The sequence below is a fragment of the Janthinobacterium kochi genome, assembly GCF_051380715.1.
Lineage (GTDB): Bacteria > Pseudomonadota > Gammaproteobacteria > Burkholderiales > Burkholderiaceae_D > Janthinobacterium.
The window spans coordinates 552806-578945 of record NZ_JBNYXO010000002.1; the positions used below are offsets into that span (position 1 = coordinate 552806).

21 protein-coding genes and 2 pseudogenes are annotated in these 26140 nt (G+C 59.4%); 10 read left to right on the forward strand and 13 right to left on the reverse strand.

What is annotated here, in order from left to right; translation table 11 throughout:
- Positions 1-13 precede the first annotated feature (13 nt).
- A complete protein-coding gene (gene hutU, locus ACQ4WL_RS06835) occupies positions 14-1717 on the reverse strand; it encodes a urocanate hydratase (RefSeq protein ID WP_436508906.1) in 1704 nt (567 codons plus the stop codon).
- 138 nt (positions 1718-1855) lie between these two features.
- The gene (locus tag ACQ4WL_RS06840) at positions 1856-3535 is read right to left on the reverse strand and encodes an amidohydrolase (protein WP_436508908.1); all 1680 of its coding nucleotides are present in this window, start codon (positions 3533-3535) and stop codon (positions 1856-1858) included.
- A gap of 147 nt (positions 3536-3682) precedes the next feature.
- Here ACQ4WL_RS06840 and ACQ4WL_RS06845 point away from each other — a divergent pair, with 147 nt between their 5' ends.
- Positions 3683-3985, forward strand: coding sequence for a hypothetical protein (locus ACQ4WL_RS06845; RefSeq protein WP_436508909.1), 303 nt, complete (start codon positions 3683-3685; stop codon positions 3983-3985).
- Here the strand turns inward: ACQ4WL_RS06845 and ACQ4WL_RS06850 are convergent.
- The 8 genes and pseudogenes from ACQ4WL_RS06850 to ACQ4WL_RS06885 all read right to left on the reverse strand — a co-directional run.
- Positions 3915-5279 carry an MBOAT family O-acyltransferase gene (locus tag ACQ4WL_RS06850; protein ID WP_436508910.1) on the reverse strand — a complete coding sequence of 455 codons (1365 nt, stop codon included), beginning with the start codon at positions 5277-5279 and terminating at the stop codon, positions 3915-3917. The two genes, ACQ4WL_RS06845 and ACQ4WL_RS06850, sit on opposite strands and share 71 nt — an antisense overlap.
- A gap of 6 nt (positions 5280-5285) precedes the next feature.
- On the reverse strand, positions 5286-6242 hold the full coding sequence (locus ACQ4WL_RS06855) for an SGNH/GDSL hydrolase family protein (RefSeq protein ID WP_436508911.1): 957 nt from the start codon (positions 6240-6242) through the stop codon (positions 5286-5288).
- A 23-nt stretch (positions 6243-6265) separates the two neighbouring features.
- Entirely contained in the window at positions 6266-6418 is a 153-nt protein-coding gene (locus tag ACQ4WL_RS06860) for a DUF5989 family protein (protein WP_366523213.1), read from the reverse strand.
- A gap of 451 nt (positions 6419-6869) precedes the next feature.
- Positions 6870-7177, reverse strand: a pseudogene (locus tag ACQ4WL_RS06865) (integrase core domain-containing protein); the annotation flags it as partial.
- Positions 7178-7259: 82 nt separating this feature from the next.
- A complete protein-coding gene (locus tag ACQ4WL_RS06870; protein WP_436508912.1) occupies positions 7260-8333 on the reverse strand; it encodes an SGNH/GDSL hydrolase family protein in 1074 nt (357 codons plus the stop codon).
- A 1-nt stretch (position 8334) separates the two neighbouring features.
- Positions 8335-10164: a carbamoyltransferase family protein gene (locus tag ACQ4WL_RS06875; RefSeq protein ID WP_436508913.1), complete on the reverse strand. Its 1830-nt coding sequence runs from the start codon at positions 10162-10164 to the stop codon at positions 8335-8337.
- An 11-nt stretch (positions 10165-10175) separates the two neighbouring features.
- Positions 10176-10544: an SxtJ family membrane protein gene (locus tag ACQ4WL_RS06880; RefSeq protein WP_436508914.1), complete on the reverse strand. Its 369-nt coding sequence runs from the start codon at positions 10542-10544 to the stop codon at positions 10176-10178.
- 408 nt (positions 10545-10952) lie between these two features.
- A pseudogene (locus ACQ4WL_RS06885) lies at positions 10953-11132 on the reverse strand (IS256 family transposase); the annotation flags it as partial.
- A 73-nt stretch (positions 11133-11205) separates the two neighbouring features.
- On the opposite strand from ACQ4WL_RS06885, the gene ACQ4WL_RS06890 reads away from it, so the two are divergent.
- Positions 11206-11475, forward strand: a complete 270-nt coding sequence (locus ACQ4WL_RS06890; protein WP_436508915.1) for a hypothetical protein — start codon at positions 11206-11208, stop codon at positions 11473-11475.
- Positions 11476-11882: 407 nt separating this feature from the next.
- On the opposite strand, the gene ACQ4WL_RS06895 is transcribed toward ACQ4WL_RS06890, so the two are convergent.
- The 3 genes from ACQ4WL_RS06895 to ada form a co-directional block, all read right to left on the reverse strand.
- The gene (locus tag ACQ4WL_RS06895; protein ID WP_436508916.1) at positions 11883-13517 is read right to left on the reverse strand and encodes a mechanosensitive ion channel family protein; all 1635 of its coding nucleotides are present in this window, start codon (positions 13515-13517) and stop codon (positions 11883-11885) included.
- A 117-nt stretch (positions 13518-13634) separates the two neighbouring features.
- Positions 13635-14324, reverse strand: coding sequence for a 2OG-Fe(II) oxygenase (locus tag ACQ4WL_RS06900; RefSeq protein WP_436508917.1), 690 nt, complete (start codon positions 14322-14324; stop codon positions 13635-13637).
- Positions 14321-15376: a bifunctional DNA-binding transcriptional regulator/O6-methylguanine-DNA methyltransferase Ada gene (gene ada, locus ACQ4WL_RS06905; RefSeq protein ID WP_436508919.1), complete on the reverse strand. Its 1056-nt coding sequence runs from the start codon at positions 15374-15376 to the stop codon at positions 14321-14323. Before ada ends, ACQ4WL_RS06900 begins: the two co-directional genes overlap by 4 nt.
- A gap of 181 nt (positions 15377-15557) precedes the next feature.
- Between ada and hutC the strand changes: the two genes are divergently transcribed.
- The 8 genes from hutC (at position 15558) to ACQ4WL_RS06945 (ending at position 26108) form a co-directional block, all read left to right on the forward strand.
- Positions 15558-16277, forward strand: a complete 720-nt coding sequence (hutC, locus tag ACQ4WL_RS06910; protein ID WP_436508920.1) for a histidine utilization transcriptional repressor HutC — start codon at positions 15558-15560, stop codon at positions 16275-16277.
- A gap of 330 nt (positions 16278-16607) precedes the next feature.
- The gene (locus ACQ4WL_RS06915; RefSeq protein ID WP_436508922.1) at positions 16608-19931 is read left to right on the forward strand and encodes a PAS domain S-box protein; all 3324 of its coding nucleotides are present in this window, start codon (positions 16608-16610) and stop codon (positions 19929-19931) included.
- Between the two features lie 68 nt (positions 19932-19999).
- Positions 20000-20458: a response regulator gene (locus ACQ4WL_RS06920; RefSeq protein ID WP_436508923.1), complete on the forward strand. Its 459-nt coding sequence runs from the start codon at positions 20000-20002 to the stop codon at positions 20456-20458.
- Positions 20459-20761: 303 nt separating this feature from the next.
- Positions 20762-21088: a thioredoxin TrxA gene (gene trxA, locus ACQ4WL_RS06925; RefSeq protein ID WP_436508924.1), complete on the forward strand. Its 327-nt coding sequence runs from the start codon at positions 20762-20764 to the stop codon at positions 21086-21088.
- 156 nt (positions 21089-21244) lie between these two features.
- Complete coding sequence (gene rho / locus ACQ4WL_RS06930) at positions 21245-22507, forward strand: transcription termination factor Rho (protein WP_034746249.1); 1263 nt, start codon at positions 21245-21247, stop codon at positions 22505-22507.
- A gap of 278 nt (positions 22508-22785) precedes the next feature.
- Complete coding sequence (locus ACQ4WL_RS06935; protein WP_034746247.1) at positions 22786-23055, forward strand: type B 50S ribosomal protein L31; 270 nt, start codon at positions 22786-22788, stop codon at positions 23053-23055.
- A gap of 150 nt (positions 23056-23205) precedes the next feature.
- Positions 23206-24930, forward strand: a complete 1725-nt coding sequence (locus tag ACQ4WL_RS06940) for an ArnT family glycosyltransferase (RefSeq protein WP_436508925.1) — start codon at positions 23206-23208, stop codon at positions 24928-24930.
- Positions 24931-25127: 197 nt separating this feature from the next.
- Positions 25128-26108 carry a choice-of-anchor A family protein gene (locus tag ACQ4WL_RS06945; protein ID WP_436508927.1) on the forward strand — a complete coding sequence of 327 codons (981 nt, stop codon included), beginning with the start codon at positions 25128-25130 and terminating at the stop codon, positions 26106-26108.
- The last annotated feature ends 32 nt before the right edge of the window (positions 26109-26140 follow it).

Here is a 26140-nt window from a genome sequence, read left to right on the forward strand (position 1 = left end):
TCGCATCAAGGTCTCAAGGAAGCATGGGAAGAATCAGGCCGTTGCGCTTGGCGCAGGCGGCCGCTGTTTCGTAGCCGGCATCGGCATGGCGCATCACGCCGGAACCGCTGTCGTTGACCAGCACGCGCGCCAGGCGTTTCGCCGCCGCTTCGCTGCCATCGGCCACGATGACCATGCCCGCGTGCTGAGAATACCCCATTCCCACGCCGCCGCCATGGTGCAGCGAGACCCAGGTGGCGCCGCCGGCCGTGTTCAGCATGGCGTTCAGCAGCGGCCAGTCGGAGACGGCGTCGGTGCCGTCCTTCATGCTTTCCGTCTCGCGGTTCGGGCTGGCGACGGACCCCGTATCGAGGTGGTCGCGGCCGATGACGATGGGCGCCTTCAGTTCGCCCGTGCGCACCATCTCGTTGAAGGCCAGGCCGGCGATGTGGCGCTCGCCCAGTCCCAGCCAGCAGATACGCGCCGGCAGGCCCTGGAAGGCGATGCGCTCGCGCGCCATATCCAGCCAGTGGTGTACCTGCTTGTGATGCGGGAACAGCTGCTTGATCTTCGCATCCGTCTTATAGATATCTTCCGGGTCGCCCGACAGGGCCACCCAGCGGAATGGCCCGCGTCCTTCGCAAAATTGCGGGCGAATGTAAGCGGGCACGAAGCCGGGGAAGTCGAAGGCATTCTGCACGCCCTGGTCGAACGCCACCTGGCGGATGTTGTTGCCGTAATCGACCGTATGCACGCCCATGGCGTGGAAGTCGAGCATGGCTTGCACGTGGGCGGCGCAGGAATCGGCGGCCGCCACCGTCAGGCGCGCGTGGCGCTGCGGGTCTTGCTGCGCCGCCTTCCAGTCCGACACGCTCCAGCCACGTGGCAGGTAACCGTTGACCAGGTCATGCGCGGACGTCTGGTCCGTCACCAGGTCCGGCAGCAGGCCGCCCGTCTTCGCGCGACGCACCAGTTCCGGCAGCACTTCGGCCGCGTTGCCCAGCAAGCCGATGGAAATGGCTTCCTTGCGTTCAGTGTGATATTTGACCAGTTCCAGGGCTTCGTCCAGGCTGGCCGCCTGCTTGTCCAGGTAGCGCGTGCGCAAGCGGAAGTCGATGCTGCTTTGCTGGCATTCGATATTGAGCGACACGGCGCCCGCCATGGTGGCGGCCAGCGGCTGCGCGCCGCCCATGCCGCCCAGGCCCGCCGTCAAAATCCAGCGCCCGCCCCAGTCGCCGCCGAAATGCTGGCGGCCCGCCTCGGCGAAGGTTTCATACGTGCCCTGCACGATGCCCTGCGTGCCGATGTAAATCCAGCTGCCGGCCGTCATCTGGCCGTACATGAACAGGCCTTGCCGATCGAGTTCGTTGAAGTGTTCCCAGTTGGCCCATTTCGGCACCAGGTTGGAGTTCGCGATCAGTACGCGCGGCGCGTCAGGGTGGGTCTGGAACACGCCCACCGGTTTGCCGGACTGGATCAGCAAAGTCTGGTCGTCTTCCAGTTCGCGCAGCGAGGCGAGGATCTGGTCGAAACAGGCCCAGTTGCGGGCGGCGCGGCCGATGCCGCCGTAGACGACCAGGTGCTGCGGATTTTCCGCCACTTCCGGGTCCAGGTTGTTTTGCAACATGCGGTAGGCCGCCTCGGCCTGCCAACTCTTGCAAGCCATGACCGTGCCGCGCGGGGCGCGGATGGTGCGGCTGGCATCAAAGCGTGGATCGGTGTCCATTGTGCTGTTCATGCTGTCTCCTCGTAGGGTGCGAGCGGGCGTATCTAGCCCGATACCTGGCCCGCTCTGGTATTCCCAGCATAGGTTGTCTATACAACCAAGTCAACAGGTTTTCTTTGGGGTCAGACCCGATGGGCCTGACCCCAACCCTCATTTTTTCTCGAACACACGCTTGCCCGCCACCCACGTCTGCAGCACCTGCGTCTTGCCAATCGCCGTCGGCGCCACCTTGAACAAGTCCTGGTCGACGACGATGAAGTCCGCCCATTTGCCCGCTTCCAGGGTGCCGATGACCTTTTCCTGGTGCGCCGCCCAGGCCGCGTCCAGGGTGAAGCAGCGCAACGCCTGCGTCACCGTCATGGCTTGCTGCGGATACCAGCCGCCGGCCGGGAAGCCCTCGCTGTTTTGCCGCGTGACGGCCGCGTGGATACCCTCGAACGGGTTCGGTGACTCGATGGGAAAATCCGATCCGCAGGCGATGCGCGAACCTTGCGCAAGGAAGGTGCGCCACGCATACGCGCCCTTGATGCGCTCGTGGCCCACGCGCTGCTCCGCCATGTTCTGGTCGGACGTGGCGTGCGTCGGCTGCATCGACGGCACGATGCCCAGCGCCTTGAAACGGGGGATGTCGGATAATTGCACCACCTGCGCGTGCTCCATGCGGTGGCGCAGGCCAGCACCGCGGTACTTTCCGATCAGGGCTGCATAGCCGTCGAGGATCTGATGGTTGCCCGCGTCGCCGATGGCGTGCACATTCACCTGATAGCCGGCGCGCATGGCTTTTGCCATCTTCGCGCGCATGGCGGCGTCCGGGTAGAACAGCAGGCCGCTGGTGGTCGGGTCGTCACTGTAGGGCGCCAGCAAGGCCGCGCCGCGGCTGCCCAGGGCGCCGTCGGACAGCAGTTTGACGGCGCGCAAGGCGTACATGTCGCGCGCATAGCTGTGCAGGGGACCATTTTTTGACAGCGCGTCGAAGTCTTCCGTCGTGTCGGCGATCATGCCGTACACGCGCACCGTCAGCTTGCCGTGGTCCGCATAGTCGCGGAACAAGCGGTCCTGCATCTGGCCGATGCCCGCATCGTGCACGCTGGTCAGCCCCACTTGCGCCAGCTGCGCCAATGCGCCATCGAGGGCGGCGCGGTTTTCCACGTCGCCGGGCTTGGGCAGCACGGCGTCCATCAAGTCCATGGCGTTATCGACCAGCACACCGGTGGCATTGCCGTCCGCATCGCGTTCGATCTTGCCGCCCGCCGGATCAGGCGTGGCGCGCGTGATGCCGGCCAGCGCCAGCGCGCGGCTGTTGGCCCAGCCAGCGTGGCCATCGACCCGGCGCAGCCACACGGGCCGCGCGCTTTCCGCCGCATCGAGCTCCAAAGCCGTGGGAAAGCGCCCCAGCTTCCAGATTTCCTGGTTCCAGCCATTGCCGACGACCCAGCTGCGTTCCGGATGCGCACGCGCGAACTCGCCCACGGCCTGCACGGCGGCCGGCAGCGATGTGGAACCATACAGCATCACGCCGCTGGCGATCGTCCCCAGGCCGAACACGTGGCCATGCGCGTCGATCAGGCCCGGCAACACGGTCTTGCCCTGCACGTCGACATAGGTGGCGCCCTTGGCCACCTTGCGTTTCACCTGCGCGGCGCTACCGACGGCGAGCAGTTTGCCAGCGTCGTCAAACGCCAGCGCCGTGAAACGGACTACCTTGCCGTGCGCGTCGAGCGTGTAGCCGTTGGCATTGTCGATGACGGTATCGGCGTGGGCGTGGGCGTGGGCCAGGGTGCCCAGGCAGGCGAGAACAAGCAAGGTGCGGCGCATTGGCAGGGTCGGCATTTCCATCTCCAGGTCTTGAATGAAGAGACGAGTGTATAGAAATTGGCAAAATGGTCAATCGGTCAGACACAGGCGCGCATGCCTTGCGCCCCGTCAACACTTCCCCACCGCCGCTGGCCTACGCTGGCGTTTTATCGCGGAGCTCCCATGGCCAGGCACCATGTCATCAGCACCACCGCGTGCGACGTGTTCTTCAAGCTCGTGGCCCACCAGAAGAAAAGCCTGGGCGCGCGCTTCGACAGCATGATCGTCACCTTCAGCGCTGACGGCCGGCCCGACGAAAGCTGGTGCTGCTGCGACGACGAGCAGCTGGAATTCGTTTCGCAAAACAAGGTGCCGCTGGCGCACGCCGATGACCGGGCCACCTTGCCGACCACCGCTAAAAATCAAAATAATAGAAATTTGCTGGCTGCATCGAAGCAACTGCCGCGCATCCGAGGCATAACATGAGAAGCACCGGAGCTAAGACAGTCGCCGGCACAAACGAGGCCATGGAGCGAATCTTGTCTACCTGATCAAATGGATGCAGCAGCAACAACCCTATACCGAGAAGAACAGGCATGGTAGCCGCAGCAGGCCAATTGCCAAAGTTGCCTCTGGAAAAGCTGCCGGCGACAACGTCATACGCTACGGATAGAGAAGGAGACCTAAACATTACCGCAAGCAAACTCCAGATCAGGAAAGTAAAGAGTATGCAAAGCCACCGCTTCCATCCCGATGCGGCGGCGGCAAAACGCCCATAGCCGCTGACGGTTTCTGCAACCATCACCAGTCCGTGGGCTAGTCCCCAAAGGACAAAGGTCCATGCGGCGCCATGCCACAAGCCGGAAACCCCCATGGTGATAACGATGGAGAGGTGGCGAGCATACTTGTACAGATAGCCGTGCAGCGGCTTGAACACGTAATCGCGCAACCAGAAACTCAGGGTCATGTGCCAACGCCGCCAAACCTCGCTCATCGAGACCGAACCATAGGGCGAGTGAAAGTTTTCCGGGAATGCTATCCCCAGCATGCCGGCCAGAGCGATCGCCATGTCGGAATAGGCACTAAAATCGCAATAGATCTGTATCGAGAAGCCGAATATCGCCGCCACGCCCTCCCAGCCCGACAGGGTAGTATGGGCCGCGTAAGCTTGGTCGACATAGGCGCCGACAGGATCGGCCACTAGCACCTTTTTTAGTATGCCGACCGTAAACAGGGCTAAATTGGGCATGAGATTGGCGCTTGCAATCCTCATCTGCTGCAGTTGCGGCAGGATGTGGCGCGCACGGAGGATCGGGCCTGCGATGAGGTGAGGAAAGAACGTCAGATACACCGCGGTCGACCAGAAGCCTGGTGGCTTCTTCTCAGGCTGGCGTGCCGTATCGACGAGATAACCAATGATGGTAAAAGTAACAAACGACACGCCGAGCGGTAGCGCCCAGCCGAGTCGCGGAGTCTCGATACCTGAAATGCTCTCAATGGTCTCAAATAAGAAGTCCGCGTACTTGTAAAGTACAAGCGGAATCAGGGAGACGAACACGCAAAGCGCCAGCTTGCTCCGATCATGCCAAACGAGTCGCAGCATCCACCAGCAAGCAACAATCATCGCGATCATCAACAGAACAGCGGGTGGATACCACCAAGCGTAGAAGACCAGGCTAGCGATGGTGACGTAGCTGAGTTGAAAACGCTTGGGACAAACGGCGAAAATAGTGCAAAAAATCAGGAAGAACAAGAGGAACGAAGGCAGCTGAAACAACATCGACTGTTACTCCTGAGGACGAAGGAAATACGGTTTAAGTACATCCGTCATAACCTGGAATGCCTTTGCGTTAGGGTGGACATCATTATTGGCAACCCAATAGCTTTCGGCAGGTTCTTTTCGAAGAGTTGGCAGTGGATCGAGGAAAGTCCAACCCCGCTTTTCACTTTCCGCGCGCATGATATTGGTGGCGAAGTCGAACTTGTAAGGCTCGAAACTGTGTGGCTCCGGAATCATCATTACCAGCACTCGGTAACCATGCTTCGCTTGGTCCGCCTTCAGCCGGTCCAGCGCCGCATCCATGGCAGCGCGGCCAGAGCCTCCAGCCCACATTTTTTCATAGGATGCGATCAAGCCAGCCTGGCCAGGAGTATTACTCAAAGCAATTTCGATAAAGGAAACGAGCAGAGCATAGGCTTGGCTGTGACGCACCAGCCATCCGGCCTGGCCAGTATCCTGCACAGCCGGCGCACGCGCAGTCGCCAACACGATGACCGTATCCGGGCGTACTGTGTCAGCGTACCGTAGCCAGTTGGCAACAATCTGCGTCATGTTCATGTTGCCGACACCTGTAGTCATTACCTCGGTCCCCGAGCCGAGCCGCCTGGCGAGTTGGCCGCGCAACGTTGCATCCTCCGGAAGGCCCCACCCCATGGCGGTAGAGTCACCAGCAATGACAACCTTATGCCTGCCGACAGTTGATAAGTCCGGCTCAGGCCCGCGCATGCCGAGAGAATTAATGGAGACCTTGACCCCTTGCAGCAAAGCGGATGCGCCAGGAATGTGTTCATGGCCAATGACGGGGTCGGCACTATTTCGCTTTAGCAGCGTTGCATAACGCCACATCTCGATTAGATAATTCTGCTGCGAGGAGGTTGCCACGCGCACCAAGCCCTCAACCGCCGCGCAAGCCAGCAGCAGACCAAAAAGCACGAGGCCAGTTCCCGAGAGGAGCCTCTTCATGAGAGATTTTCGACTGCTCACGCTTAAAACACCGCGTATACGAATGGCGCCCAAGGCGAATTAGCCAACACGACAAAGAGGACAGCGAATAGCATTATTACCGCAAAGAATGGAATTAATACCAACCTGGATTTTCGACTAAACAGGAATCCAAAAAGGTCATGCAAGAATTTCACAAAAATACTCCACTATGTAGTCAATCTTAAATGAGAAGGGATGAATCGATATTAAATGTATTTGAAATCGCAGGAAACAATCTTTATATAGACTGGAAATCGGCCATCAGCTCCATAATTCATAGTATTTATTCCTGCCATTCGTTGTCGATCCTGTTAAATTAAATTAGTCCTGGGGCGTATATACGTCCAAGATGGGCAACAGCCTGCAGCACGAGTCCGCCGCTCAGTACAAGGTTGCAAACGGCGAGCACCACCTGTGGCGATTGATGCAGCCAGTGGCAAGCGCAGACACACGCCGACACAATCGGATACAGCAATCCTAATCTACCTGAAGATCAAGTCCCACGGTCGGACAATCTCCGACCAGACCAGACAATTGTATTATGACGCATGCAACGGTAATCCTCCCATCTGCGGCGGTCAAGTAATTTCAGACACAACGATAGGTTCACGTTCCACCATTTTCTGTTTCATAAACAGAGAGTGGCAGATTGCCCAGTACTGAATTGAGGCGCTTGCAGTTATAGAAGCCGATGATGTAATCGGTGATATCGGCTTTTGATTCAGCGTGGTTGGCGTATGACGTTGCCAGACGCGCTCCATCTTGACATTCAGGAAGAAGCGTTCAGCGACGGCGTTGTCCCAGCACTTACCTTTGCGGCTCATGCTGCAGACAAAGCCGTGGCTAGCCAGCAGATCCAGGTAAAGCCCGCTGGCATACTGCCCCCTGTCCGAATGCACGATCAATCCGAGCGCCTGCCCAGCGCTGTTCGCTGGAAAATTCAGCAAACCGCCACGGGCATCTTGAAACAGAAGTGTCTTGACATCTATGTACACCTCAGTGCTGGGGCAAGCGTGTCGCCACTTGGCTTTTGTTGCCCCATATGTGGTCAAAAATTTTCTCTGAAATAAGCCTGTTTCCTTCCTTTGAGAGATGTCCTCCCATGTCTATAAAGTAAGTTTTATCAGCTGGTAGCGCATGGGATAGATCGATGAACTCCGGAATGTCGAGCTTGGTCAGCTCTTGATGGTAGTGACTAACTACTCTTCGCATTGACATATAATATGTTGTATTAGCAGAATTTAAAATGTTACTGATATTGACATTGGCGTCAAAAGGACTTGGAAGATTTACTATATAAAAAGGAATCCGATTTTTGCGAGCGAAGGTAACCGCATTTTCTATGGAAAGGATGGAATTTCGGACGGCTAGTTCTATACTATCACTGGAGGTGCAAGGCATAATTTTCTCGTTTGAGAGCTTGTCAGTCAGATATAAAAAAATGTTCGAATGCGTACTTCCCGGTATGTTTGTCGTCCAAATTGGCCGGCAGTCGTCGAGTAATTGATAGTTTACGCCAGCGAGGATGACAAAATCTGGTTTTCCGTTGTTTTTCTGTAAATCGTACCAGCGCAATATGTTATCAGGGAGGGGTTGGCCCAAACCCGCGTAATTATAAATTCGAGTGTGATTCAATGCTCGTTCTAGATGTGCGGCAATAGTCTGATTATCGGCGACACCGTATCCGAATGCAGTTGATGAGCCGAGCAGAACGCCAACGTAACCCACCTTCTCTGGAGGGGGTTGACCGTTGTAGCGCAGACCAGTTGCATTTACATTAATGCTTGTAGAATGATATTCGGAAACAATGTTCCGAATTCCTGGTTCATTCCGAAGGGGGAGGCCTCCTGCGGGAATTATAACTTTCTGGGATTCATTTAATTCCATCGGTGCAGAATTTTTAATCTCGGAAGTTACGATCTTAATTTTTTTTTTGGTGAACATCGCTAGTGGGTAGGCAATGTCGAGAAATCCGTCTATTAGGCAAATAACGATAAAGACTTGAAATAGCTTAACTAGATACGGGCGGGATTTTGACTGGGGTTGCGAAGAATTTGATTTCTCACTCATGTTAGTCCATTTCAAAACTTGAGGCATAATTCGTAGCTAACGTGTGATCCTGTTCTGCTTTGAGCATCACGAAGTTCCCAACGACTAAACGATCCATATCAGTAGCCATAAAACAGTTGAATGCATCTGTCGGCGTACATACAATCGGTTCATTCCGTACATTGAAGCTGGTGTTGATCAGCACGGGGCAGCCAGTCAGTGTTTCGAATGCCTTTAGAAGTGCGTGATAACGGGGGCTCTGCTCGGCGTCAACGGTCTGCACACGGGCAGAAAAATCTGTGTGCGTCACTGCAGGAATAACGGAGCGTACGAGATGTTGATCCTTTAATGCATGATGTTCCGCTGCGTGCTGCGCCGATATTTTTCGGTGTTTTTCCGCTACCGTAGAAACCGTCAGCATATAGGGAGAGGCCGGTGCGCTCATGTCGAACCAGTCTGTTGCGGCCTCTGCTAAAACTGATGGGGCAAAGGGCCGAAAGCTCTCGCGGAATTTAATCTTGAGATTGAGTTTCTTCTGCATATCGGCTCTGCGAGGATCCCCCAGGATAGAGCGATTGCCGAGGGCACGAGGGCCAAACTCCATGCGTCCTTGAAACCAGCCAACCACCTCGCCAGCTGCCAGCGCCTGAGCTGTCTCATCAACTACTAGCTCATTCGGGGCAATAGTGAAACGCGCCCCGGCTGCTGATAGCGTCGCTTCGATCTGGCTGGGCGAGAACTCTGGACCCAGTGCGCTGGCGTTCATCGCATCTGGATAACTCACTTGACGCGGTGATTTGAGATGGAGATGATAAGCAGCGAGTGCTGCACCAAGTGCTCCACCAGCATCACCCGCAGCGGGTTGAATCCAGATATTCTCGAATGCACCATCAGCGGCGATCTTGCCATTGGCTACGCAATTAAGCGCCACTCCTCCAGCCAGACAGAGATTCTTCAGGCCGGTTTCTTGTGCCAGCGCCCTGGTCATGCGAAGAATGATGTCTTCCGTTACCTGCTGGATCGAAGCTGCTATGTCGGCATGAAAGTCTTCGAGTGGACTCTCCGGTAATCGCGGTGGCCGACCGAATAGATTATGGAAGCGGGAATTTGTCATGCTCAACCCGGTACAGTAGTTGAAGTATTTCTGATTCAATCGGAAGGTGCCATCTTCCTTTACATCAATCAGGTGTTCGCGAATGATGCTGGTAAAGCGTGGTTTTCCGTAGGGGGCGAGGCCCATGAGCTTGTATTCACCAGAATTGACGCGAAAACCTGAATAGGTAGTAAATGCGGAATACAGCAGTCCAAGCGAATGGGGAAAAACCAGATCGCGGATGATTTTCAGTTCCGAGCCACGACCAATTGCCACCGATGTGGTTGCCCATTCTCCCACTCCGTCCGTGGTTAGCACCACCGCCTCGTCAAAAGGTGACGGATAAAAGGCGGAGGCTGCATGGCTTAGGTGATGCTCGGAAAATAGCAACTCATCAGAAGAAAATTTACCAGGTGCGAGCGCGTTCAGTTCCTTTGCGAGCAATGATCGCTGAAACAGTTTCTCCTTCGCCCAGACCGGTAAGCCGGCACGGAAGGAGGCGAATCCCTTCGGGGCAAAGCTCAGATATGTTTCTAGAAGGCGCTCGAACTTGAGGAGGGGCTTGTCGTAAAAGACGACATGATCTATCGCAGAGCCTTGTGCTGCTTCAAGACAGAAACGAGTGGCGCTGCGAGGGAAATCAGAGTCCTGCTTTTTTCGAGTAAAACGTTCTTCCTGTGCTGCTGCCACAACGATACCATCACGGATTAAGGCAGCGGCGCTATCATGATAGTACGCGGAGATACCAAGAATTTGCATTGAGTGTATGGTTAATATGGGTGGTTGAAGTTCGTGTCGCCCGAAGTGCGTTCGGTCCAGTATGTATGCGTCTTGGGATCAAATTGCAGTTTTAGCTGCCTGCGACCACACAGGCGCAACAGTGCTGCCCCCGGGGTAAGAAAGAAAAAATAAATCAGGAAAAGCGTAACGGTGCTCGTTACTGCATGTGATTTTTTGCCAAAATATGTCCATAATCTGTTTGGTCGATCAAGAAGACCCGGCGCAGAAACGGCGATCAGTGCAAGCAGCACTGCAACAACCGCTGGCGGCACATGCACGGTTTCTCCGTGCAGCAAAGGCAGGAGAGAGAAAAAACCGATGATGAGGCACCACACTAAACCAAAAACTCTGTTGCTCACGTCTATTCCTCTTTACGGTTTGCATATCTCAGCCGGCAAAGGCTGATGTTGAATGCATTGCAATTTAGATCGGAGTCACTAGGAGCCTTTCAGGCGACTAAGTAACCCCCGATGAATTCTTGTGATTTCTGACTTCCATAAGCGGCGCTCTACTGCGTCGCAGTCGGCGCCTTGTATAGCATCCGGTTCTGTTTGTAATAAATTCACAATAATTTCCTGGCGATTACTTAGAACTCCTGTGCATGAAGCACCTAGCGCACCTGAAAACTGTCTATGTGCCCAATACGTCATGACAGCGTTGGTTATACCGCATCGGGTTGGGGTATTCCACTATCGATGAAAACTTCGCTGATTATAAAAGGCTAACCAACGGACGTGTAAGCAATTCTGTGTGTGCAGGGCCGGGTTTTAGTTAATCGCGTTTGTGAAGCGTTCGCCGAACATGATGGCAAACTGGTTGGCCGCCAGTTTCCACGTGCGCTGCAGCATCTTCCAATATTTTTCAATACTGTGCAAGGCCAGCAATACCAGCTTGGTGGCCGCTTCGCTGCTCGGGAAATGGCCGCGATTCTTAACGACCTTCCGAAGGTTTGGGAGCACTCAGCATTTCAGACCTGTCAGAAAAGCCCGCCGTTGGTGTGTGGGTTTTTAAATATGACTGGTGGAAAAAAGTACCGCTCTCGACAAAAAGCTTGTGAACGAAAAATCATCGCCATTGGCAGCGACACGCCAGCGTGGAGACAGGATAGTTGCCCAGAACATTCGCTCATCAAATAGTGCGAGAATCGCCATGCCATATCGTCACACACCGCTATTCCTGCTTGCCACGCTGACGAGTATCGATGCCTCGGCGTGGTCGCGCATGGGACGCGCCGCCGTCATGACTGAGGCGGGTCTTCCCTGCTTCAAAATTGCCAATCAAGAGGAATGATCAAGAGGGCCAGTCAGCCTGAAGATGCTGACGATCAGCACACCTGGGCCGAATGGCTGGAACAATGTATGGACGGTCATGTTTCCCAATGCCTCATTTGGCGACCCCACCTATCGCCTGCCAAACAGGGGATGCGTGCGCTACGGCAAGGCTCCCGGGGGGGGGCCGAGAGCAGCGATGCCGCGTAGCTGGTGGCGGGAAAAGTGTATGGCGTATCCTTCCTGGGAAGGCCGCCATCCGCGTCCGATCCCACTTCGCGCTAATCGGCAGATTTCTGCCTGCTCACGGCAGCCTCCGGAGGCTTCCATGTGGTTCAGCTGACAAATGGCAAGAACACCTGCGCTCCCGAGGAAAAACCAAAATAGCGCGTGTCATTGCCTCCATCACGCACCAACCGCTCCGGGCATTCAAGGCTTGGGCGGCACCACTTGACCCGATTCCTCCCCCCGCTGCGCCGGCGCCCTGAACCACTCCTCCGGCGGCACCACCTGCGACTCTTTCGGGTCGTCAATGTAGTGCGGCGAGGTGATTTGCACGTCGAATTCGTTGAAGACGTCGATGATGTTCTGGTGCAAGCGGTTCAGCACTTCGGCGCGCTGGCGGGGGACTTCGGCGCTGGCGTAGGCGACCAGGCGATATTGCACGTAGTAATCCTGCAGGGCCAGTTGCATCACGTACGGTTTCGGCATGGTGGACAATTCCGGTGTACGCGACGCGGCCAGTTCCAGCATGGCGTGTACTTGCCGCCATGGCGTGGCGTAGCCGATGGTGACGGTGGTGTCGAGCACGAAGCCGCCGCCGGGCTGGGCGCGCGAGTAATTCTTGGTCGTTTGCGACATCACCCACGCGTTCGGCAAGGCGACTTCCTCGCCCAGGCCCGTGCGCAGGCGCGTCTCGAACATGCCCACGTCGACCACGGTACCCTCGCTGTCGCCCACGCGCACATACTCGCCCTTGCGCAGGGCGCGCGTGTACATCAGGATCAGGCCGCTCGCGCCCTGGCCGACGATGCTCGACGCGCCGATCGACACCATCAGGCCCACCAGCACGGACAGGCCCTGGAAGGCAGCCGTGTGCGAACCGGGCAGATACGGATACGCCATGGCCAGCGCGAACAGCCAGATCACCACGCTGGCGATGCGGCGCGTCGGCAGGGCCGTGTCCTTGTCGAGCCAGCCGATTTGCAGTTCTCCGCTTTCCACGCGCTTGAACAGCGAGGCGGCGGTGGCGGCGATCAGGCGCGCGATGGCGAAGATCACGCATACCAGCACCAACCCCGGCAAGGCACCGATGATGGCGTGGAAGACGTCGGCCGCCACGTCGAACAGGTAGCCGCTCAGGCTTTCGCCCCAGGAACGCGTGTAGGGCAGGCGGCCCAGCACGAAGGCAGCCCACAGATACGTGGCCATCAGGCGCAAGCCCCACAGCACGGCGCTGAGCAATTGGTAGGCAAAGGCGATGTAGTGCTCGGCGTCGAGCACGCGCACGTTTTTCAGGCGCACGTCGCGCAGGCGCGAGGCCAGCAGGATGCCGCTGCGGCGCTTGGCCCAGCGGTAAAAGCGTGTCAGACCCAGCCACACCAGCCAGAACACGAGGGTGGCGGCCGCGCACACGGCGGCGGCGATCGCCAGGTAGTGCCAGCTGCTCTGCTCGCGATAGTCAAAGACGGCCTTGCTCAATTCCCCGGCCGCCGTTTTCGCCACGCTTTCCGTCGTGTCGCCGGCCAGCTGGTTGACGTCGCCCTGCACGACGACGAACAGCTGCACGCCATCGAGCAACACTTGCGTGCCTTCGGGAATCATCCGCGTGCTTGCCTGCAGGGGACCGTTTTTCGCCAGCACGCTTTCCAGGCGCCGCTGCGCACCAATGGCGCGGTCATCGGGCGGATAGCCGGCCAGCGCGGCGCGAAAAACAAACACCTTGCGATTGGCAAACATCAGCGGCGCCGTCCTGGCCGCCGCAGCCTGTGACGGCGTCACGGCGGATGCGGCCTCTGCAACGAGCGCGGGCACGCCATCGTCCGCATGGGCTGCGGGCAACATAAAAATGGTCAACAGGCACAACAAGCGGAGCAACGCGGACATGGCAGAAATGAAAGAGTGACAAGGAGTAGCCATCATGCCATGCAATTCTGGAAACTCAAGCGCCGCAGCTACCGTTTAGCTTGCATCGTGGAAAATGATGCCCAGGGTATGACGCAAGCCCGAACGCAGGCGCGACACGCCGTGGCGCATGTTCACGCGGTAGCTGCCGCGCGTGCCATGCACGGGGCGCTGCGCGACGGGAAAGAGGACGGCGTCGCCCTGCGCCAGCGGCACGACCTCCAGGCGCGACTGCATGCGCGGGCGCTGCTCCGTCAGCACGAATTCACCACCCGTGAAATCGTCTTGCGGGCGCGACAGCAGTACGGCCAGTTGCAGCGGAAACGCGTGCTCGCCATACAGGTCCTGGTGCAGGCAGTTGTAATCGCCTTCGCGGTAGCGCAGCAGCAGGGGCGTGGGCCGCATTTGCCCGGCCGCATGGCAGCGCGCCAGGAAATCCCCGTGCGCCACGGGAAAGCGGCTATCGAAGCCCATGCTGGCATGCCAGCGGTTGGCGATGGCCGCCAGCGGTCCGTACAGCTGTTCGCGCAAGGCGGCCACGATGTCGGGCAGCGGATAGGCCCAGTACTGGTACTCGCCCTGTCCAAAACCATGGCGCTGCATCACCACACGGCTGCGAAAGCGCGACGCGTCATCATACTGCGCCGCCAGCGCGGCGCAGGCATCCGCACTCAGCAAACCCGGCACGACGGCGCAACCGTACTGATTCAGATCATCCTCGATCTGCTGCCAATCCAGCGCCCTCACCGTTCGCCCTCGCGTTCGAGCAGCGCCTGCTTGCGCTCCACCCCCCAGCGGTAGCCGGACAGTGCGCCATCGTTGCGCACCACCCTGTGGCAGGGGATGGCGACGGCCAGGGCATTGGCCGCGCAGGCGCCCGCCACGGCGCGCGCACCTTGCGGGGCGCCGATGCGGCGCGCCAGCTCGGCATAGCTGACCGTGCTGCCGGCGGGAATCTCGCGCAAGGCTTGCCACACGCGCTGCTGGAACACGGTGCCGCGCACGTCGAGCGGCAAGTCCAGGCCGAAAGCGGGTGCCTCGACCAAGCCCACCACCTGCGCCACCGTCCGTTCGTATTCGGCTTCCGCGCCGCGCAGTTCGGCTTGCGGAAAGCGGTCCTGCAAATCGCGCAGCAACACTTCCGGATCGTCATCGATCAAAATCGCACAGATGCCCTTGTCCGTGCTGGCCACCAAGATGGCGCCCAGCGAGCAGGCGCCGATGGCGAAACGGATCACGGCGCCGCTGCCGCCTGCGCGAAACGCGCCCGGCGTCATGCCCAGCAAGCCCGGCGTGGCCGCGTACAGGCGGCCGCTGGAATTGAAACCGGCCGCGTACAAAGTCTCGGTGACATTTGCCGCGCCCTGCAAACCTGCCTTCAGGCGCTCGCCGCGCCGCGCCGCCGCATACGCTTTGGGCGTGATGCCCGTATGCGCCTTGAAGACGCGGTGAAAGTGAAAGCGGCTCATGCCGGCGGCCCTGGCAAGGCTGTCCAGGTCAGGCAGCTCGTCACTGGCATCGATCAGGCGGCAGATATCGGCCACGATGGCCGCCTGGCGCTGGGCCAGCGGGGGCAAGTTGGGCTTGCAGCGCAGGCAGGGGCGAAAACCGGCCGCTTCCGCTTGCTCGCAACTGGCGTGGAAGGCCACGTTGCGGCGCAAGGCGGGACGCGCCGCACAGGAAGGGCGGCAATACACGCCCGTCGTGCGCACCGAGTAATAGAAAACGCCGTCGGCGTCGGGCGCGCGCCGCTGCAGGGCATCCCAGCGTTCATCGTCAGTCAGGTAAGCGTGTTCCATGGCGAACTCCGTGCAAGTCAATAGTAAGCAACCAGCATAGCCAGCACGCGCGCGCGCCGCACTCCGGCGCTTGCTTTTGAATTCAAAAAAAGGCTGGCGGCAGGCAGCGTGCTCGGTGCTAAAATCGGCCATCGCGCCACCAGCCGGCGGCGCGCCCTGCCCGCGCCCCGGAGAAACCGCATTGGACGATCATACTACCCAGGAAAATACGCCCATTTTCCAGCGCATCAAGGATTTTCTGCTGGCCGGCATCGCTGCCGGACGCTGGAAGGAAGGCGACGTGATTCCCTCCGAGCAAGCATTGGTGAAACAATTCGGCGTCTCGCGCATGACGGTCAACCGCGCCGTGCGCGAACTGACCAGCGAGCAAGTGCTGACGCGGCGCCAGGGTTCCGGTACCTATGTGGCGCAGCAAAAATACCAGGCGACCCTGTTGGAAATCAAGAGTATCGCCGATGAAGTGCGCGCGCGCGGGCATATCCACCGCAGCAGCTTGCAATTGCTCGAACGCACTAAGGCGTCCGATTTGCTGGCCAAGCAATTCGGCTTGCCGCTGGAACACCCGCTGTTTCATTCGCTGATCGTGCATTTTGAAAACGGCGTGCCAATCCAGGTGGAAGACCGCTGGGTCAATCCCGAGTGCGCGCCCGACTACATGACGCAGGATTTTTCCAGCATCACGCCGAACGAATACCTGATGGCCGCCGCCCCCTTGCAAGGCGCCACCTACAGCATCGAAGCGCTGTCGGCACCGCGCGACATTGCCGAAATGCTGGCCATCGACACCAAACAGCCTTGCCTGGTGCTGCGCCGCCAGACGCGCTCGGGCGGCAAGATCGCCTCGATCGCCACCATGTGGCATCCCGGACACCGCTATCAGTTTGCCGGCAGCTTCACGTAGGACCAATGCCGCAATTGAGTAGCACGATTTCGCGCCAACTTTCTCACGAATTCTCACCAAATCGCGAAAAAAACAGCCATTCCGGGGCAAAAAAAATCCCGTTTTGGCCGTTTCAGAACTTAAATACTCCGACTAAATATTCGATGCTATAGTTGCCGCCAGAAAGCGCCGCAGGCGTTTATATCAGCGCGTCTCATGCACTGCCAGCCCAGTCCAATCACGCCCCAGAAAGGGATGCATTTGTCGTATTGCAGCCACACGAGTTTCAGCGCACCACGCCGACGGCGCCCTGCGCTGCGCCGGCTCGCTCGTACGATGCTGGCGACAGGCATGGCACTCTCCCTGCCGGTGCAGGCGGCGGCACACGGCATGGCGCCGACACTGCTGTGGCCGTACGCTGCCGCCAGCGCCACCGCCCTGGCGGGACTGGCTTGCTGGCAAGCCTGGCGGCTGCGGCAACGGTTGCGCCGCCTGCTCCTGCCCGCGCATGCCCTGGCCGAACAGGATGCGGGGCAAGCCTTGCGCGGCGCCGCCCTGGCTGGCTGGACCTGGCGGCGCCAGTCCGACCGGCTGCAGTTTGCGCCCCAGTACCAGGACGTGCTGGGCGACAGGAGTGCCAGGCTCGAGCATGCACTATCCGACTGGCTGGCCGAAGTACACCGGGACGACCGCGCGCGCCTGAGTCTTGCATTTCGCCAGCATCTGGACGGCCAGGCGCCCGGCACCTTCAATTGCGAATTCCGTTTGCGCCACAGCGACGGCCACTGGCGCTGGCTGCTGGCACGCGGCGCCGTGCTGTCGCGTGCCTCGGATGGCGCCGCCACGCAGGCCAGCGGCATCGTCTGCGATATCAGCGAACGCAAGCAGGACGAGCAATCGCGCATGCGTTCGATGCTGGAAGCGGCGCCCGAAGCCATGCTGGTGGCCGATGTCGAGGGCAAGGTGCATTACGCGAATCAGATCGGCGCGCGCTGCTTCGGCTACCCGCTGGCCGAATTGACGGGTATGTCGCTGGAACAATTGGTACCGGAAAGCACGGCCAGCCACTCCGTGGGCGATCCGCAAGCGCGGCACAGCCTGCCGGGCCGGGTGATGATGGCGCGCCGCCGCGACGGTACGCACTTCCCCGCCAAGGTCAGCCTGTCGCCGCTGCGCATGGCCGGACAAGTATTTTCCATCGTCTCGCTGCGCGACATGACGCAGCGCCAGCGCGCCGAAGAAGCCTTGCACGCCAGTTCGGAGCGCTACCGCCTGATCGTGCAGACGGCGGCCGAAGGCATCTGGATGACGGATGCGGATGGCAAAACCACGTTCGTCAACCCGAAGATGGCGCACATGCTGGGCTATACGGTGCAGGAAATGCTGGGCCGTCCCATGCTCGACTTCATGGACCGCGACAGCCAGTTGCTGATGCAGCGGCGCCTGGCCAGCCACGGCAGCTTTGCCAGCCAGCCGGACCAGGTCGACTTCCGCTTCTTTCGCAAGGACTTGTCCAGCCTGTGGGGCTTGCTGTCGAGCACCAGTATTCAATCGGACAACGGCGAGCCGGGCGGCACGCTGGCCATGATTACCGACATCACGGAACGGCGCCAGGCGTCGATCGCGCTGTCGAATTCCAGCCAGCGCATGGCCTCCGTGTTTGGCGCCGTCACCAACGGCCTGGTGGTGCAGGACAGCCATGGGCATATCCTGGAGAGCAATGCGGCAGCCGAGCGCATGCTGGCGGCCAGTCCGGCCAACCGCAGCCTGTGGCAAGCCATCCGCGAAGACGGTTCCGCTTTCGACCAGCGCAGCCATCCCGTGCACATCACCCTGTCGACCGGTGTCGCCATGCGCGACGTGCTGATGGGCGTGCAACAGCCCGACGGCAGCCTGTCGTGGCTGTCCGTCAATACGGAAGCCATCCGCGATGAGTACGGCAAGGTCGGCATGGTGGTGGCCAGCCTGACGGACATCACGTATCACAAGCGCAGCGAGAGCGCCTTGCGCGAACTCAATGAACATCTGGAAGAGCGCGTGGCGCAGCGCACGGAGCAGCTGGACCAGGCCAAGCAGGTGGCCGAAGAAGCGAGCCTGGCGAAGGGTCAATTCCTGGCCAATATGAGCCATGAAATCCGCACGCCGATGAATGGCGTGATCGGCATGGCCTATCTTGCCCTGAAGACGGATTTGGAACCGCGCCAGCGCGATTACCTGGAAAAAATCCGCTTTGCCGGAGAACACCTGCTGGGCATCATCGACGACATCCTCGACATCTCGAAAATCGAGGCGGGCAAGCTGGAAATCGAGCGCATCAACTTCAGTTTCGACCATGTGGTGCAGACGCTGATGACGGTGGTGGCGCCGCGCGCCGCCGGCAAGAACCTGGAACTGCTGTTCGAGATCGACCCGCAATTGCCCGCCGTGCTGGTGGGCGACCCGCTGCGCCTGGGGCAAGTGCTGATCAACTACGCCAATAACGCCATCAAGTTCAGCGAACAGGGCAGTATTACCGTGAAAGTGCGCAAGGTGGTGGCGGACACCAAACACTGCCTGGTGCGCTTCGAAGTGTGCGACCACGGCATCGGCCTGTCGCAGGATGAAATGGGTAAGCTCTTCCAGTCCTTCCAGCAAGCCGACACTTCCACCACGCGCGAATATGGCGGCACGGGCCTGGGCCTGGCCATCTGCAAGCAGCTGGCGCAGCTGATGGGTGGCGACGTCGGCGTCGACAGCCGTCCCGGCGCCGGCAGCACCTTCTGGTTCACGGCCAACCTGGGCATTTCCGACCAGGCGGCGCCGGCCATGCTCGACAGCATGGTGCAGACGGCAGCGGCCATGCGCGCCAGCGCCGACGCGGCCCTGGTGATGCGCACGCTCAAGCATGCGCGCATCCTGCTGGTGGAAGACAATACCTTCAACCAGCAAGTGGCGCTGGAATTGCTGGAAGAAGCGGGCGCCTCCGTCTGCCTGGCCAACAATGGCGAGGAAGCGCTCGACCTGTTGCGCCAGACGCAGTTCGACTGCGTGCTGATGGACGTGCAAATGCCGCTGATGGATGGCTTGCAAGCCACGCGCCACATCCGCGCCGACCCGCAACTGGCGCACCTGCGCGTGCTGGCCATGACGGCCACGGCCACCAGCGAAGACCGCGTGCGCTGCCTGGAAGCGGGCATGGACGATTTCATTTCCAAGCCGATCCAGCCGGCCATGATGTACCAGACCATCGCCAGCTGGCTGCCGGCGCGCGAGACGCCACCGCCACCGGCGCGCGGCCGCCCCGCCCCGGCCTTCAAGACCACACTGGCGGGCGACCCGCAGGTGATCGACCTGTCCATCCTGGCCAAGCTGCTGGGCTACAACCCGGTAAAGGTGCGCAAATTCGCCTTCAAGTTCCTGCAGACCACGCAGGAGGGCTTTGGCGACATCGACGCGGCCCTGGCGCGCGGCGACGTGCACCAGGTGCGCGAACTGGGACACCGCATCAAGTCGTCGGCGCGCACCGTGGGGGCGCTGGGGCTGGCCGAGCTGTGTCACGACCTGGAAACCCTGGCGCCGGGAGAACCGGCCGACGAGGAGGAGCGGGCAAGGCGCATCGTGGCGCGCCTGTGGCCCCTGCTGGAACTGATTACCGAACAAATCATGAATAACACCAGCTTTGCCAATGACGATTAGCTATCGCCAGCACGTTACGGCAAGGTATCGGCATCGACAGCGATGCATATCAACAGAAAGACATGACGATGAACACTGTATCAAACCAAGCAAGCCGGGAACACAACGAAGCAGGCCTGGCGCCGTTGCGCGTGCTGCTGCTGGACGACGACGTTTTCATGCTCGACGTGCTCAGCGACATGCTCGAGCAGATGGGCCCATTCGACATCCGCTGCGATTCGCACAGCGAACAGGCGCTGGCCACCCTGAAGCAGCACCAGCCCGATCTGCTGATCTGCGACCTGTCCATGCCCGACATCGACGGCATCGAATTCCTGCGCATGGCGGCTGACAATGGCTTCCGCGGCGGCGTAGTGTTACTGTCCGGCCTGCATTCGGCCGTGCGCCTGGCAGCCGAACGCCTGGCCGTGGCCAATGGCCTGCATATATTAGGCACCTTCCGCAAGCCGATGGAAAGCGCGGAATTGCAGCTCATGGTGAACTTGCAATTGCAGCACACGGCGCGTCTGGCCAGCATACAGGCCTGAGCGCGAAGGATGGCCGGGAGGGCGGGCACGGCGCTGCGGGCCAGCAGGCATGCGGCTTTGCCGCCCTGCCGGCACGCGCGGTGGCGATATGCCTCAAGTTTTTCTGCAATAATCGCCACGCTTTGAAAAAATGGGTTATTATTTCAGCCATCCCCGCCTGCATACCTCTGGTCGCACCTTCCAAGAATATTGAATTTGTGCCCATTGCCCCCATCTGCTAGCTGCACTCCAGGAAGCATGGATGGCGAACCAGCGTATGGTTAATCCCAGGCATTATTGATCCCACCCTCATTTGAGGAAAATATGAGCGAAAATATCAAACACATTAGCGATGCATCTTTTGAAGCAGACGTCCTGAAATCCGAGTTGCCAGTGCTGGTCGACTTCTGGGCAGAATGGTGCGGTCCCTGCAAGGCTATCGCCCCGATCCTGGAAGAAGTGGCCAAGGAATATGACGGCCGCATCCTGATCGCCAAGATGGACGTGGACGCCAACCAGGCAGTGCCTGCCAAGTTCGGCATCCGCGGCATCCCGACCCTGATCCTGTTCAAGGATGGTGTCGCAGCTGCTCAAAAAGTGGGCGCCATGGCCAAGGGCCAGTTGACCGCTTTCGTCGACAGCAACATTTAATGTATGATAGGCAGCGCTGCGCCCGCAGCGCCGCCTGACTGGAACGACCGGGAAACAGCTTTGCCATCATTCGTGCACAGCCTTCCCCAATAATTAATCAACGCCACGCAGTCCCCTCCCCTACCTTTACATCCCGTCTCGGGACACTCAACACATATGCATTTATCCGAACTAAAGGCCCTACACGTATCCGCCCTGCTTGAGATGGCGATCGGTCTTGACATTGACAACGCAGCCCGCTTGCGCAAACAGGAGCTGATGTTCGCTATCCTGAAAAAACGCGCCAAGTCCGGCGAACAGATTTTTGGCGACGGCGCCCTGGAAGTGCTGCCTGACGGCTTCGGCTTCCTGCGCTCGCCTGACGCCAGCTACATGGCGTCCACCGACGACATTTACATCTCCCCTTCGCAAATCCGCCGCTTCAATCTGCACACCGGCGATTCGATCGAGGGCGAGGTACGGACCCCGAAAGATGGCGAACGCTATTTCGCATTGGTCAAAGTCGACAAGGTCAACGGCGAATCGCCGGAGATGTCGAAACACCGCATCCTGTTTGAAAACCTGACGCCGCTGCACCCGAACGAGCCGCTGCGCCTGGAACGTGAAATGAATGGCCAGGAAAACATCACCGGCCGCATCATCGACCTGATCGCCCCGATCGGCAAAGGCCAGCGCGGCTTGCTGGTGGCATCGCCGAAATCCGGTAAGTCCGTGATCCTGCAGCACATCGCCCATGCGATCACGGCCAATCACCCGGATATCACGCTGATCGTGCTGCTGATCGACGAACGTCCGGAAGAAGTGACCGAAATGCAACGTTCGGTACGCGGCGAAGTCGTCGCCTCGACCTTCGACGAGCCGGCCACGCGCCACGTGCAAGTGGCCGAGATGGTGCTGGAAAAAGCCAAGCGCCTGGTCGAAATGAAAAAAGACGTGGTGATCCTGCTCGACTCGATCACCCGCCTGGCGCGCGCCTATAACACCGTCATCCCTGCCTCGGGCAAGGTACTGACCGGTGGTGTCGACGCAAACGCGCTGCAACGTCCAAAACGCTTCTTCGGCGCCGCGCGCAATATTGAAGAAGGCGGCTCGCTGACCATCATCGCCACGGCACTGATCGAAACGGGTTCGCGCATGGATGACGTGATCTTTGAAGAATTCAAGGGTACCGGCAACATGGAAGTGCATCTGGAACGCCGCTTGGCTGAGAAACGTGTCTATCCGGCAATTAACCTGAACAAATCGGGTACCCGCCGCGAAGAACTGCTGATCAAGCCGAACGAGCTGCAAAAAATCTGGATTTTGCGCAAGTTGCTGTATTCGATGGACGAGATCGAGGCGATGGAGTTCATTCTGGACAAGATGAAAGCAACGAAGAACAACGCAGAGTTCTTCGACATGATGCGTAGAGGCGGCTAAAACCTACTGCGCGGCCGCATTTGCGATCTCCGTTGCTCACCGTACGTTTGTACGGTTGCGCTACTCGATCGCAACTGCGGCCTGCTCGCTACGGTTTTATCTCGCCTCTCACGTAGGTGCAAGCCGCTCATCGAGCGGCTTTTTTATTGCCCTCGGCCCGAAAGCGCTATATAATCGACGGTTGCATTATTTTAAACCCTGGCAAGTGATCGGCAATCGGGTCAAGAAGCAAGACGACCGACGAAGTGCTGTTTGGCTACCAAACTAGAGAGAAGACCATGAAAGTCGATACCCATCCAGAATACCGCGAAGTTGTTTTCCACGATCTGTCGTGCGATTTCAAATTCGTTACCCGCTCGACCATCCAAACCCGCGAAAAAATCACCCACGACGGTAAAGAATACCCACTGGTGAAGATCGAGGTTTCGGCTGAATCGCACCCATTCTTCACGGGCAAGCACAAAATCGTCGATACCGCTGGTCGCGTCGAGAAGTTCCGTCAGAAGTTCGGTTCGGTTGGTTCGAAAACCGCAGTCGCAGCAGGCTGATTTTTGCCGCTTTGCGGCAAAAAGGGCAGCTTCGGCTACCAGAGAAAAGGCAGCTACGGCTGCCTTTTTTGTCTTTGGCCGCTTTACTTTATACTCGCGCATACCCGACGCCATTCGTCGCGTCTTGCCACTATTCTGATACAACTATCGATGAAGCCAGTCCGCCTTCCCGCCGCTGCCACACTCGCGCTGCCACGATGGGCCTTGTTTGCGCTCGGCCTGCTGTACATCCTGCCTGGCCTGATCGGCCGCGAACCGTGGAAGAACGATGACGCCGCCAGTTTCGGCATCATGTGGACCATGGCGCATGGCAGCCTGAACGACTGGCTGTGGCCCAACGTGGCCGGCCTGTCGCTGCCCGAGGAAGGCCCGCTGGCCTTCTGGCTGGGCGCCATTTTCATCAAACTGTTCGGCTGGATCGATGGCGACGTTTTCGGCGCGCGCATATCGACCATTGGCATCTTCGTCGTCAGCACCCTGTCCGTCTGGTACACCGCCTTTAACCTGGGCCGCCGCAACGATGCCCAGCCCCTGCGCCTGGCCTTCGGCGGCCAGCCCGAGCCGGACGATTTCGGCCGCACCCTGGCCGATGCCGCCGTGCTCATCTACCTGGGCTGCCTGGGCTTGCTGCAGCACAGCCATGACATCACGGCCGAAGCGCTGTATGTGTCCCTGATGGCCTACCTGCTATACCGCGCCGTGCGCTATGTGGAAGGTCCGTCCTTGCGCAATGCCGCCCTGCTGGGCCTGGCGCTGGGTGGCCTGACCCTCACGCGCGGCTGGATCACGCCGGCGGCGCTGAGCATCGCCCTGCTGCTGTGCACCATCTTCCTGCGCCTGCCGCTGCTGCGCAGCATGCGCCACCTGGCGTTGGCCATCCTGATCGGCGCCGCGCTGACCCTGGCCTGGCTGCTGCCCGGCGAATGGCTGCAGCCCTACGGCCATTCGCCGCTGCAAGCGTGGATGGAGTGGAATTGCCGCCAGTTCAGCGCCCCGAGCCTGAAAAGCCTGCAATATTTCTTGCGTGTCGGTATGTGGTTCTTCTGGCCCGCGTGGCCGTTCGCTGCCTGGGCCGTGTATGCCTGGCGCCGCCAGCACCACGTGCTGCACATCGTCGTGCCGCTGACCTTTGTCGCCATGCTGGCCATCCTGGGCCTGTGCCACCCTGATCCTGAACCGAGCCAGCTGTTGCCGCTGCTGCCGCCGCTGGCCGTGATGGCCGCGTTCGGCCTGCTGACCATGAAACGGGGCGCCATCAACGCCATCGACTGGTTCTCCGTGATGGTGCTGACCATCTGTGCCCTCGTGATGTGGCTGTTCTGGTTCGCCATCCTGACGGGCTGGCCGCCGCAACAGGCCCACAATGCACTGAAACTCGTGCCTGGCTTCAAGCCCGAGCTGGAACTGGTGGCCTTCTTCGTGGCCGCTGGCGTCACGGCCGGCTGGATCGCCCTGGTGCACTGGCGCATCTCGCGCCAACCTGCCGTGCTGTGGCGCGCCGTGGTGCTATCGTCCGGTGGCCTGATCTTGATCTGGGTGCTGATCATGACCCTGTTCCTGCCGCCGCTGAACTACAGCAAGAGCTACGCCAGCGTGGCGCACCAGATCTCGGTTAATTTGCCGCCTGGCAGCAAGTGCATCAACAGCAACGTCGGCGCCGCCCAGCGCGCCTCGTTCGCCTACTACGGCCACCTGCCGTTTGCCAGCGTAGGGCAGCAGCAATGCGATGTATTCTTGTTACAAGACAGCATCAAGGTTCCCGACAGCAAGGAACAGCTGCCAGAGCACCACGGCGCGGACTGGATCAAGCTGTGGGAAGGGCGCCGCCCCACCGATGACGTGGAACGTTTCCGCCTGTACCAGCGCGTCAGGTAAGACACGAAGAAAACCGGGCATGTCCCGGTTTTTTCTTGCCTTTGAAGCAAGCTTTTCAAACAACAAAAATGTTGCTTTTAAATATAGTTAATTGGCTAAATTGAACTTAAATTGTTTTTTATATTATAATGACGGCCAGCGCGATGGCGGTGTACTTGCTTTCCCGCCCTTCCGTCCCTATTACTACGAGAATATTTATGACATTTTTTGCCTCACGCACCTTGCCGCTCATCAGCGCCGCCCTGTTCGCTTTCTCCTTCAGCGCCTCGGCCCAGGCGACCGTGATTGACCTCGGCGTCGCCAACGGCTATTCGGCCTTCATCTTCGGCAACATCGGCAGCAGCGGCGCCAGCGGCTTCACCAGCGTCGGTGGCAGCCTGGCCGCTGGCGGCAATATCTACCTGGATCACTACAGTGTCGGCACGAACAAGAAGCCCGGCAGCGCCGTCAACGCACTGGTTGCCGGTGACAGCCTGAATATCGGCGAAGGCGGCATCAAGGGTACGGCCGTGTATGGCGTGAGCAATGCCAACGGCAGCGTGACGGCACGATCTGACTACCCAGCGGGCACCTTCAGCAAGGGCAATGCCTCCACCCTGGACTTTGCGGCCGCCCAGCAACAGCTGACGACCCTGTCGGGCGACGTGGCCAAGCTGCAATCGAACGGCACCGTGATCTCCCAATACGGCGGCTTCAGGCTGGTGGGCGACGTCAACGCCGACGTGAATGTCTTCACGATCAATGCGGACCACCTGCATAACCTGATCCTGGACGTATCGTCGCTGAAAAGCACGGCCAGCATCATCATCAACGGCACGGCCACCGACATCACCATGAGTGGCGGCTTCGACAATTTCGGCAGTTTCGCCGACCGCACGCTGCTGAACTTCGCCAACGCCACCACCACCAGCCTGCAGAACGTCGGCATCAACGGCAGCATCCTGGCGCCAAACAGCACGTTTTCCGGTTCGGGCAGCATGAACGGCACCTTGGTCGCCAATTCGGTCAGCTCGATCAATAACGGCCATGTCTCGATGAACGGCTCCGGCTTCAACACCGTGAGCGTATCGGCCGTACCAGAGCCAGGCACCTACGCCATGCTGCTGGCCGGCCTGGGCTTGCTGGCATTCATGCGCCGCCGCACCCCGGCACGCGCACCGCAAGCACAAATGGCCTGAGATTCGCGCTGAATCAATAAAAAACACCGGGC

Excerpts from the sequence above, each read along its gene's own strand:
- ACQ4WL_RS06840 (WP_436508908.1), bottom strand. The coding sequence starts at position 3,535 with ATGCCGACCCTGCCAATGCGCCGCACCTTGCTTGTTCTCGCCTGCCTG.
- ACQ4WL_RS06875 (WP_436508913.1), bottom strand. The coding sequence starts at position 10,164 with ATGCAAATTCTTGGTATCTCCGCGTACTATCATGATAGCGCCGCTGCC.
- hutU (WP_436508906.1), bottom strand. The coding sequence starts at position 1,717 with ATGAACAGCACAATGGACACCGATCCACGCTTTGATGCCAGCCGCACC.
- ACQ4WL_RS06870 (WP_436508912.1), bottom strand. The coding sequence starts at position 8,333 with ATGAGTGAGAAATCAAATTCTTCGCAACCCCAGTCAAAATCCCGCCCG.
- ada (WP_436508919.1), bottom strand. The coding sequence starts at position 15,376 with ATGGAACACGCTTACCTGACTGACGATGAACGCTGGGATGCCCTGCAG.
- ACQ4WL_RS06920 (WP_436508923.1), top strand. The coding sequence starts at position 20,000 with ATGAACACTGTATCAAACCAAGCAAGCCGGGAACACAACGAAGCAGGC.
- ACQ4WL_RS06850 (WP_436508910.1), bottom strand. The coding sequence starts at position 5,279 with ATGTTGTTTCAGCTGCCTTCGTTCCTCTTGTTCTTCCTGATTTTTTGC.
- ACQ4WL_RS06855 (WP_436508911.1), bottom strand. The coding sequence starts at position 6,242 with ATGAAGAGGCTCCTCTCGGGAACTGGCCTCGTGCTTTTTGGTCTGCTG.
- ACQ4WL_RS06945 (WP_436508927.1), top strand. The coding sequence starts at position 25,128 with ATGACATTTTTTGCCTCACGCACCTTGCCGCTCATCAGCGCCGCCCTG.
- ACQ4WL_RS06940 (WP_436508925.1), top strand. The coding sequence starts at position 23,206 with ATGAAGCCAGTCCGCCTTCCCGCCGCTGCCACACTCGCGCTGCCACGA.
- trxA (WP_436508924.1), top strand. The coding sequence starts at position 20,762 with ATGAGCGAAAATATCAAACACATTAGCGATGCATCTTTTGAAGCAGAC.
- ACQ4WL_RS06935 (WP_034746247.1), top strand. The coding sequence starts at position 22,786 with ATGAAAGTCGATACCCATCCAGAATACCGCGAAGTTGTTTTCCACGAT.
- ACQ4WL_RS06915 (WP_436508922.1), top strand. The coding sequence starts at position 16,608 with ATGGCACTCTCCCTGCCGGTGCAGGCGGCGGCACACGGCATGGCGCCG.
- ACQ4WL_RS06845 (WP_436508909.1), top strand. The coding sequence starts at position 3,683 with ATGGCCAGGCACCATGTCATCAGCACCACCGCGTGCGACGTGTTCTTC.
- ACQ4WL_RS06895 (WP_436508916.1), bottom strand. The coding sequence starts at position 13,517 with ATGTTGCCCGCAGCCCATGCGGACGATGGCGTGCCCGCGCTCGTTGCA.
- rho (WP_034746249.1), top strand. The coding sequence starts at position 21,245 with ATGCATTTATCCGAACTAAAGGCCCTACACGTATCCGCCCTGCTTGAG.